8 protein-coding genes and 1 rRNA gene are annotated in these 10,576 nt (G+C 38.6%); 5 read left to right on the top strand and 4 right to left on the bottom strand.

Annotation, left to right across the window (positions count from 1 at the left end; translation table 11 throughout):
- Positions 1–131 precede the first annotated feature (131 nt).
- Together rrf and KO505_RS13990 are read left to right on the top strand one after the other, a co-directional pair.
- Positions 132–246 (top strand): 5S ribosomal RNA (gene rrf / locus KO505_RS13995).
- A gap of 514 nt (positions 247–760) precedes the next feature.
- Positions 761–3,421 carry a hypothetical protein gene (locus KO505_RS13990; protein WP_216056098.1) on the top strand — a complete coding sequence of 887 codons (2,661 nt, stop codon included), beginning with the start codon at positions 761–763 and terminating at the stop codon, positions 3,419–3,421.
- Positions 3,422–3,488: 67 nt separating this feature from the next.
- On the opposite strand, the gene KO505_RS13985 is transcribed toward KO505_RS13990, so the two are convergent.
- The 4 genes from KO505_RS13985 to KO505_RS13970 all read right to left on the bottom strand — a co-directional run bounded on the left by KO505_RS13985 (position 3,489) and on the right by KO505_RS13970 (position 8,860).
- Complete coding sequence (locus KO505_RS13985) at positions 3,489–3,815, bottom strand: hypothetical protein (protein ID WP_216056097.1); 327 nt, start codon at positions 3,813–3,815, stop codon at positions 3,489–3,491.
- Positions 3,812–4,756 carry an integrase domain-containing protein gene (locus KO505_RS13980; protein WP_216056096.1) on the bottom strand — a complete coding sequence of 315 codons (945 nt, stop codon included), beginning with the start codon at positions 4,754–4,756 and terminating at the stop codon, positions 3,812–3,814. The genes KO505_RS13985 and KO505_RS13980 overlap by 4 nt, the downstream gene beginning before the upstream one ends.
- Before the next feature lie 1,621 nt (positions 4,757–6,377).
- Complete coding sequence (locus KO505_RS13975) at positions 6,378–7,541, bottom strand: tyrosine-type recombinase/integrase (RefSeq protein WP_216056095.1); 1,164 nt, start codon at positions 7,539–7,541, stop codon at positions 6,378–6,380.
- A gap of 191 nt (positions 7,542–7,732) precedes the next feature.
- Positions 7,733–8,860: a site-specific integrase gene (locus KO505_RS13970; RefSeq protein ID WP_216056094.1), complete on the bottom strand. Its 1,128-nt coding sequence runs from the start codon at positions 8,858–8,860 to the stop codon at positions 7,733–7,735.
- A gap of 103 nt (positions 8,861–8,963) precedes the next feature.
- Between KO505_RS13970 and dusA the strand changes: the two genes are divergently transcribed.
- From dusA to KO505_RS13955, 3 genes are all read left to right on the top strand, one after another.
- Positions 8,964–9,956 (top strand): tRNA dihydrouridine(20/20a) synthase DusA, encoded by a 993-nt coding sequence (gene dusA, locus KO505_RS13965; RefSeq protein ID WP_216056093.1) that lies wholly within the window; start codon positions 8,964–8,966, stop codon positions 9,954–9,956.
- 186 nt (positions 9,957–10,142) lie between these two features.
- Positions 10,143–10,388, top strand: a complete 246-nt coding sequence (locus KO505_RS13960; protein WP_216056092.1) for a hypothetical protein — start codon at positions 10,143–10,145, stop codon at positions 10,386–10,388.
- Positions 10,388–10,525, top strand: coding sequence for a hypothetical protein (locus tag KO505_RS13955; RefSeq protein ID WP_216056091.1), 138 nt, complete (start codon positions 10,388–10,390; stop codon positions 10,523–10,525). Before KO505_RS13960 ends, KO505_RS13955 begins: the two co-directional genes overlap by 1 nt.
- The last annotated feature ends 51 nt before the right edge of the window (positions 10,526–10,576 follow it).

Genomic DNA, 10,576 nt, shown 5'->3' with positions numbered 1-10,576 from the left:
GCTTAAGTGTTCTTGAAACAGGTTGAAGTTGTTAAGACAACATTAGACAGATACAAATTTCCTTTATTCTTTACTTAACTGATTATTCGGTTAAGAAGCTTTCCATTGTTAAATACGCAAACAAGCTTTTGTCTGGTGGCAATAGCGCTGTGGGACCACCTGAATCCATTTCGAACTCAGAAGTGAAACGCAGTTGCGGCGATGGTAGTGTGGCAGTCGCCATGCGAGAGTAGCTCACCGCCAGACTCCTATACCAACCCCATGCTCATTGAGTGTGGGGTTTTTTATTGTCTTGATATTTAATTTGTACATTTTTTGTTAGATAAACGTATATATTTACAACTGTAATTACCGCTAGGACCTTTTTGATGATAGCCAAAAAAATAGATCGCCGATTCTGTGTCGCTCCAATGCTTGATCGGAGGTAAGAATTTTCAAACCCTTCATTTACAAGGGTTGCAGACAGTCTCTAGACAGACATGGACCCCAAAACGGACCCCAACATCACACCACCCATTTAAATCTATGTAAAGATGTTCGTCAAGTATCTCCTTTGAGCGAAAAGCGGACCTTAGCAGTATTTGAAGCGATTAACTGATTTTTACTAAGCGAACATTCCCTCAAATTACGACTGTCTAGAATGAGTTAATGAGATTATCGTTACCCTTTGTACCGAGCTTTTTAAAACATTCAAGTGGGTTTAACTAAAACAATATATAGTTTACAGTTGGACTTGTTGTTGTGTTAAATGGACTCAAATATGTTCAACCAGTTATTTGCAAGAATTCGTCGTAGTAAGTATTCGTTATCCCCTTTATTTATACTGATAGGCTCCATTAGCTCTGTTGCAGAGGCCGCAATATCGTGTCCAGCTGCACAGCAACTTGTTTCCCAAGTGCGAGATGCTCAAAATAACTGGTCACCGACTAAATACGCTGGCAGTTCGGGTCAAATAAATGCTTGGATTGCAGAGGCTCGTTGGCAGGCATTACGTTGTGAGTGCGAACAAAACCCTAATAATTTACCAAATAGCAAACTAGAGCAAATCGTTAACCATTTAAATCAAGTTAAATCGTCTTATTCATCATTACACTCGAACTACGGCTCGCTTCAATCGACTTCTTTGTCACATTGTGCAAGTGCGGCGGGCAAAAAGGGAGAGGTGACACAAGCACCAATGACGAATCAGCAGAAGCTGTTGAATTCGTTTAATAACTATAACAAAGCAAAATCATTTGTAAGTAGCGCAGAGCAAATCGCATCCGCCTTTGCGAGTCAGGTGGAGAACTACAGCTCGTTAAACCAAGCTTCAAGCCCGCAAGCCTTGCTTAATGAGTTTAACAACAATATGCAGGCAATCTCTCAACTTCAATCTCAAAACGACACCGACAATTTAAACCAATTGGAAAGCACGTTAACGTCGACATTGAACGACTTAAACACCGGCAACCATGAAGGAGCACTGTTAAGTGCGTTATCACTTATAGACCAAAGTGAAGCGAAAAGTGAGGCAAGAAGAAAAGTTCAAGCGCAAAAATACAGATTAGCGCAACAAGCTCAAAAGCAAATGAATAACTTTTATTGGAAATCGGTGGAATTAAATAATCACTCGATTAATCAATATTACCAACGTGCGGCGTACGCGTTTACAAAAGAAGAAGAAGAGTATCTATTGGCATTAGTCGGTCATCACCAATGTTTTGCTGAGTCGATGAAAAACAACTTCAGTGTGCATAGCGCATCATGGTCAATTAATAAATGTACAGTACCGACAGAGAAGAAAGGGATAAAGAACCACTTTATTGCGAAGGATGTGCAGTTTATACAAGCCGCTGAACGTAAGTTTAAGCAGTACGAAAACACAGGGCGTGATGAATTTAGACAGGGCGCAATGAAGTTTGCAGGTCTTGCCGCTAATCAAAATCCAAAGGCAAAGTATTATTATTTGATGGGGCATTATGCAGGTACTGCGAATCCACTGGTTGCTTATTCAAGCTTTTTGACGGTGCAATCGATGTCCCCTCGTTTTTTTGACGGGGAAAAACAGTCTGATTTCTTACTAGCAAAATTGAGCATCGAGCAACAGTTTAAAAAAGCGATAGAAGAAAATAATCAAGACATTATTAATAGCATTGCAGAAGGTGGGCTACATCATATTGTCCCAGTCGAAAACAGTACCGGGTTAGTTTACGCAATAAGTATCGACCAGCCAGATGTAGTACAAGCCTTTTTAAATGCGGATTTAGCAAATAAAGACCAAGCGGAGGTGACTAAAAACATACAAGAAGTCATTTTGTTAGCCGCTTCATTTGATGCGCCAAATACACTAGAGCGTTTTGCGAACATGGGCTTTGGTGTTGATTTCGACGTTGACGGTAATACACCGTTAGATACAGCCGAAGAAAGCCATTCATTAAAATCGTTTAAAAGCATTTCTGTTTTATTGGGTGGACAATCAAAATTCAACAGTAGCAATTCAGATACAATGAGGTTAATAAAATTAACTAACACCGCAAACAGTAATAGCGAAACCCTTGTAACTGAAATTTTTGATTCACTAACCTCTAATTACGCAAAAGACCTGGCCATTGAAATATTGCTAAACGCCAATAGCACTGATGGTTTCTTTGATATCTATGGCGCTAATCCTAAATTAATTTCAAATTGGGCCAAAGCGAACAGATTAAAAGTTGCCAGTGTTTTCTTTGAGCGAGTGTTATATCGCAATAACATCAATGTTTATAAATTTTTATCGTCAGATATCTTAAGTTTTGAGAATGGATTGGAACTCAGTGGGAATGATTTGGATTTATTGTTTGATATCTGGATTGAAAAAGACGATGAAAACTCTTTAACAAATGAAGGGAAAGAAGAAAAGAATTTGATGCGTAATAGTGGTGGTTTGCGCAATCTTATGGATATCGCGTTATTTAAGCGGGACAAGGATTTAATTCGAATTTTGTACACTATTTATCCAAAGGAAGCTCGTCAACATTACTCAAATCCTCTGAGTACATTGACACCAGATTACGAATATTCTCATAGAAAACAGTCCTATTTGTATTCCATACATAACTCTGAAGATACACCTGCTGAAAGAAGAAATAACCTCGAAAAGTACCAAATTGAATTTGAAATATTAGAAATCTTAATTTTTGACTTTAATCACCCTGATATAACGTTTTCTAAAGTTATAAAAAATTTAGTTCGCCGTAATCAATATGATTCTAATTGGTGGCCATATTACAAAAAACTTATAGAGCGATTTATTGCAGAAGGGATGGTAACTGATCTTCCTGATAATTTTTACGCCGAGAATTTTTTTGATGAGTTAGAAGATAAAAAAGAAAGGAAATATTGGAAATCAATCATTAAAGGTAAATACGATGAACGATTTCAGGAACCGTCTTTTTGGGATTGATCTTCTATTCCAAACTATAATTATGGTGAGATGCTCTTACCGTCCGTAAATGGCACATATGGGACTGTCAATTATTACTGAACAGTGATGGTCGCCAATGCTCTTTGTGTCGGCATATACAGAACTTCCTGATCGCTAAGTGGTATCGGTATTCACGCCATTCGGAGGTATACCAGAACCCTACTTCGTCGACCCACCAAGACAAATGTTTTAGCTGCCACTTCATCGGGAAAGTTCGGAATCGTTGGTAAATATCTTCTCCAATTTTGATCATGCGATAAATCGTTTTCAGTTGCTCAGACTCTTTACCACTAAGCTTGTTTTTCATAATCCTAAACACCTGTTGTTTGATGCGTTGCTGAACACGTTCGGTTAGCTCGTAGTGTTTGCTCATACGCTAGAGGTCCCGATGTACGAATTTACAACTGAAATTCTGTTGTGCCCAAGGAAGGTGGCAAGCTGCTCTCTTGCTTTCAGGTCCGCTTCATACGAAGCAGTTCGTTGACCCGTGATAACAGGAGCGGGTTTTCCCGTCAGTTCTTGATATCTTTCGCATGCAAACGCAGCGCGGAGATCGTGAAACTTGCCTAGTATCTTCCTGGCACCAGAATTACGGTATTCAGCTGCGAACTGGTTTTGCCACTGTTTGAAGTTACCAGTCTTGCCAACCAAGTTCTTAAACTTGCCAGCGGCATGTTTAGTTTGCTTAAGCATCCCTATTTGTCTTTTAGATAAATTAACCCATCGATCCGCTGTTCGCCCACCTTTAGTGCCATCCACGATATTGATTTTACCCAAGGTAGAGGCTTCTTTTATGGCTCGGTTTAAGTTGAGAAGGGCTGTTTCTTTAAACCTCAAACCGAATTCGCGAGCCAGTGGGACTGATGCTTGTGCGCGTGGGCAAGTCATCTTTTCAACGGCAGACTGCACCATAGCTCTATCGACACTCTTTGGTGCTTCAGACCTAATGTGTGTCCGTTGTCCGACAGTAGCTGATGGTGACACAGAGAGATTAGTATCACCTCGCATTTGTTCCATAACTACGTTGACGGTCGACAGCAAGTTTTGCGCATATGTAACTTTCATATCCCCAGCATTAACTGAATTGGTGATAGTTTTGCTGTATCTTGTGAATGTGTTCTCATCCACTTTTCGTAGATCGTTAATGCCTTCTGCGTTAATATAATTTGCGAAGTGTTTAAAACGGGCTTCATGTGCCGCTCGTGTTGCGAACTTCCCGCCTCCGTATTTATCTTTGAGAGCGTTCTTCACAGCAAACATGGTTTGCTTTCCGTAGCCGTAGTTGCGGCCTGATGTGTTGTATCTATTCGTCATTTTATGCCTTAAATATGGTGAATAATAAAACCGCTATTAGGGGCGGTCGCCCTTTAATGACACGTACAAATGTTCGTTACGTAGGCTTGCCTGATAAAGGCGCAAGCTAAATAGTCTTGGCTTCAATGCCTTAACTATTTCGTAACTCGTCAGTAGTTTTGCTTCTTGCAGACAAAATATCATTTTGTGCTCGAAGTCTTTACTGGTGTGGCTTACAGGCTGTACGCGTTCTCTGTATGCCCGTCTGTCTCAAATTATCAGCGTCCCGCAAATTTGAGACAGACTCTGGTTGTTTTCTATATCTACTTCGCTCATCAATGGAGAGAGGAAAATGCGTAATGCACATTGATTAGTTTCTCGATATATAAAACAACGATGCGCTTTGGCAACCGTCAACTACTGCTTTCAATAAGCATTCGTTATGTAGTGGTAACGCATGATTGTTTGCTTTTAAGCCACCCAATCAAAAGGTGTGTGCCCAAGGGCGTTTAATGGATTAATCATATACAACAGTGCTCAATCGACAGACGTGAAACACCGTCAACATTGGGCATGTTTTAATTGAATGCTTTGCTGGTGCAAGCTTGTTTGGCGTTGGGTGCTAACCCGTGAATTTTAGTAGTTAATTATTGGTATTTACCTATAGGATAGTGGCAACTGCTCAGACCCCGATGCAATCAAAATACGTTAGTAGGTGGCCAACCAAAATCCCCTCACGTATTTCAATCACAACTAAAGTAGTACTGAACGTCACCTATTCGCGAGACACCATGAAGGGTTTAGTACTAAACTGGATTTGTAAAGTGTGTTCTTTGTGTAAACAATAATTAATTGATAAGTATTTTTTTTGCGGGAAAGTTAGGGAGCCCTTGCGGGGTGAGCTAATTTTTACAAATGTGCGCTCACAACACACTTAACATCATTTTTGTTTTTACTTCGCTATGATGGCTCCGAAGCGTTCGTGTTTGATTTACGTACACGCAACGTAACTATGTGACCTCAACACATACAACATTTTCATGAGTGTTGGCTCGTGTATTGACTGCATAGTTAGTACCTGCGGTTACAGACTAAGCTATACAAGCCGAGGTTTATAAAAAGCGTTTTGTATTGCGCCACCAATTATTGAATGTGTTTGAAATGAAAAACCCTAGTTTCATCATTAGAAGTATTGGCGTCATGTCCAAAGCACAGTGGGATATTATGATGTTCGGGGTAAGTTTGTTTTCTGAAAGTCGACTTAATAAAGGTTTGTTTTAAAGACTGTTCAAAAGTATAACTTAAGAAGTAATGGAAGACTAACTCGTTTTTGGACAGAAACGTGTTAAAGATAAAAATCCCATTCCGATATTTTAGGTGTTCAAAACCACTACAATAGAAGGACGGCACAGGATAACAAGTGTCGTCTTTCCGGCAATCATAGATTAGGGGGTGTCTGTATTTTGTATGACAAATAACCATTCAGAATTACAAACTTTCACATTAGTTACAGTATAAAAAGAAAAGAGGGACCCTTTCGTCTGCAGTTTCAAAAATGCATTACCTTATTTGTTGATAGCAATTAAAAACCTTCACTATTAATATAGTTTTAAATTCTTTAGCTAAGTCTGAATTGAGTTAACTAAGGTGATGCGCCACTAGATGTGAAATTGTTACTGATTATGCGTTTAAAAGGCTGACAGAATGAGTTATTAAGCCAACCGACTAAACGTTGAAATAAATACTTTCGGTCAATAATTTTTTTCGTGCGCTTAATTAACTGAGTTTTTCCATCATAATATTTTGCGATTGTATGAAGGTCTTTATGTCCTGTATAAACAGTCACCCCGTTTAGATTTACTCCCTCATCTAGCAATGAAGTGATAAATGTTGAACGGAGATCTTTTAATTGAACATCATGTAAGTCGATTGAATTAAGAAGTTTTCTGAAATATTTTCTTATCGATGACCAGCCGATTGGCATTTGTTCAATGTATCGTAAGTCACTTAAATTAAGTGATTTAATAGCTCTTACACCAGCGTATGTTAACTGTATGGTTGCGTTGTAGTTATCTCCATTGGGGCTCTTCAAATCACGTAAAAGAAGAGTTTGTCGCTTTTCATTAAAGTCACTTTTTATTAATCTGCTAAGGCTGCTTTCTCGCATGCCTGTTGATTCTAGGGCGTCATTGATTTTGATGAGGAAATCACGGTGTTTACATACAACTGAAGAAGACTTTAGCGCTTTATTTATAGATTTTATGGACTTTGGCGGAATAGGCTTGGCTCTTGGTGTTGAATTTTTTAACAACCTCATGCTACACAGCGTCCGTCTTGCTTTTAAAATCATCTCGTTGTCGAACGGTGGGCTCTCTCGAAGTATTGAATTCGCGTTGCTGAAGCAAGTGGACAAAGCGCTTAGATAACCACTTATCGTCGATTGGTTCAAGCCTCTGTTTATATAAAGCCATTTACCAAACTCTACGAAATCGGCTTCGCATAATTCCGTCAAGCGTTTTGAAGCGATGATGTGGTCTTTGGCAACAGATAATGATGATCGGTTGTTAGTGGTGTTTTTTGGCGTGCCTATCCAACATTTAATAGTTTTATCAATGAGGTCATTTAAGGTCAAGGTCGAAAATGGGCGACCTTCGAACGACGCTTTTTCGCGTTCTCCCCATAGTATGGCTTTGCTTTTAGATGAAAATGTTTTGCCTTTAACATATTTTCTATCCAAATAGACGCGACAGCGAAAAGCATTGCTTTTCACTCCCGTTCGTTTGTCTATTTTTGTTCTAAATGTCAAATTAAAAAAATCCGTGGGTCATCACAGATTTCTTTTATAGTGGCATTTTAAAAAACACCACCCATTTTTTTCATTTAACGGTTTGACAGTCCATTAATTAATCAAGGTAACAGATTCCATGCTCCTTTTTTGTGAAAAGTAACACAACTAATGTTTGTAATTAACAAAGGTAACAAATTCCATGTAGACCTTTAAAATAGTGCCTCTGGTCTCAAATTGATGTAAATGTTATGTAGGATTTTTAGGTCTTTGTGCCCTGTGAGTATGGCGACTTGATTAAGTGAATACCCTTGCTCAATGAGACGACTTGCAGCTTCTCTTCTTAGGTCATGATAGCGTAAATCCTCTATACCTAGGCTTTTCCTTACTCGCCTAAAGCCAGCAGTAACGGATCGTGGATTGACCGGTAAAATACGTTCATCGAGTTCCGGTTGTGATGTTAGGATCTCGAATGAATTACTGAGTAAGGGAATGCGTGAATCAGGTTGTCGACCTTGTGGATCTTTGCGGCCACGAACGACGATCGTTTTATTGGATTTGTTAAGATCTACCCATCGTAAGTTACACAATTCGGATACTCGCAAGCAAGTAAGTAGAGAAAGTTGAAAAATGTCATATAAAGGGATGTTTGACTTAGCACTGCACTGGTATTCGCTAAGAGCATTTGCAAATAAATCATACTCCCCATCTTCTAATCTTCGGTCGCGATTTTGTGATTTACTAACTAATTGTAGCCGCCGCAAAGTAGGATAAGCTCGACGAAATGGAGTTTCATCCACGTCGTATTTAAATAACGAGTACGCATGACGAAAAACACCACGTAGTATACAAATGTCAGTATCAATGGTTTGTGGTTTAGGTTTAGTTAGTGCTTCTTTGCGGTGTTGTGCAAAAACGATGATATCGTGTTCACAAAAAGCCCGTAACGATGTTTTCGCAATAGGATAGCGTAGTGTTTGCTTTAATGAATATTGCGCAGTTCGTCCTAATGGTCGGTTACCTTTATTTAAACTATCTATATATTGAGTGATCAATTTTCCGACGGTGACAAGAGTTAGGGAGGTTTGTTCGAACTGTTGATTATGTTCGATATCGTACACCATTTTCTTGGCCCATTTAGTCGCTGCATCTTTGTATTGAAATGTTTTTTGCTTCTTAAATATGATTTTACCATGTTGTTTGTGACGAACTAGTGCCTTGTATTTCGATTTCTTCTCATTGTTATTGTGTTTAACTACTTTCTCAATGTTATAATACGCCATATCAACTCCAAAAAAGTGGTACCTAAAACGTACCCCGGTCCCCAGAAAGGACCCCAAAAACGCCCTTTTTTTGATTATTTAACAACCAGTTTGAGGCTTGTGATTTTATGCGTGATGTGGATGTAACCCTTTTAAATAAAGGCTTTGAAGGGGATTTAGTATGACTAAAAAGCTAGACCGCAGATTCTGTGTCGCTCCCATGCTTGATTGGACCGATCGTCACTGCCGCTATTTTTACCGCCAAATGAGTAAACATACTGTCCTTTATACAGAGATGATCACGACAGGCGCTATAATCCACGGTAAGGGTGATTATCTAAGATTTAATACCTCAGAACAGCCTGTAGCTTTGCAATTAGGTGGGAGCGATCCCGATGCTTTAGCACATTGCGCTAAACTTGCTGAAGAACGTGGTTATGATGAGGTGAATCTTAATGTAGGTTGTCCATCAGACAGAGTACAAAATGGTATGTTTGGTGCCTGTTTAATGGCTAAACCTGAGTTGGTCGCTGAATGTGTAAGAGCTATGAAACAAGTTACTTCCATTCCTATAACGGTTAAGTCACGCATTGGTATAGATGACTTTGATAGTTTCGAGTTTTTAGTTGAATTTATCACAGTAGTAAAAGATGCTGGGTGTGAAACATTTATCATTCATGCCAGAAAAGCATGGTTAACAGGCTTAAGTCCAAAAGAGAACCGAGACGTTCCTCCACTTGATTATGATCGTGTTTATCAAATTAAACGTATGTTCCCTGAATTAGAAATAATTATAAATGGCGGGATTAAGACGATAGACGAAAGTGTTGAACACTTAAAACATGTTGATGGTGTGATGCTTGGTAGGGAGATATATAGTAACCCTTATTTGTTGGCCGAAGTCGACACAGTTATATACCAAGATACCGATTCTCCAGTGCTGTCTAGAATTCAAGTCATGGATAAAGTGGCTAGCTATATCACCGAGCATGAAAAAGAAGGTGGCCGCGCTTGGCATGTACTAAGACATATGATGGGTTTATTCCAAGGTTTACCAGGGGCTAAAATCTGGCGCCGTAGTCTTAGTATAAATGGTGTTAAATCTGATAAAACTGGTGCCCAATTATTAGCCGATGCAAGTAGTTTTTACCGTAGTGATAATTTGACTAAATAATGGTTAAAATTACTAACATTAAGTTTTGCGACTATCTGATGTAATCAACTCCGATCTGAGTTATTTAAATATAAATGTTATAAAACAATAAGATACGAAATAATTCTTTGATGGCACAACCTTTGTAATATATGACTCGACTAAGTAATTAATTAAATAACTAATTAATCAAATTTGGAGAGAGTCATGCAAACATTAATTTTAGCTACAAGTATATTTTTATCAGCACCAACTGCACCAATTACTACTTTTAGTACAGCCCAAGATTTACATAATGATATTCAATCACAAGTAAGTTTAGTAAGTAACACGGTATTAAATAATGCTGCCATATCTGCTAAAGATAAATTTTTGTATCAAGCTAAACATGCTATAGCTACAGCAAGTAATGATTTAGAAATTAGCTTCTCTTATGAATTGGCTGCAGAATAATGATGTTTAGTATCGCAACATTATTCATATTAGCGTTATCACCTGTAGTTAGTTTAGGTATCGCATATGCTGTATTTGTCACATTCGAAGCTGGATTAGGTATTAAGCAGTTACCTAGTCCCAAGCGTGTAAAATAATGTTGCTCGATACGTACAATATTAATTGACGTACAATCCTACAATCCTACA

Source organism: Psychrosphaera sp. F3M07 (genome assembly GCF_018860345.1).
Lineage (GTDB): Bacteria > Pseudomonadota > Gammaproteobacteria > Enterobacterales > Alteromonadaceae > Psychrosphaera > Psychrosphaera aquimarina.
This window is presented reverse-complemented; position numbering and strand designations above follow the sequence as displayed.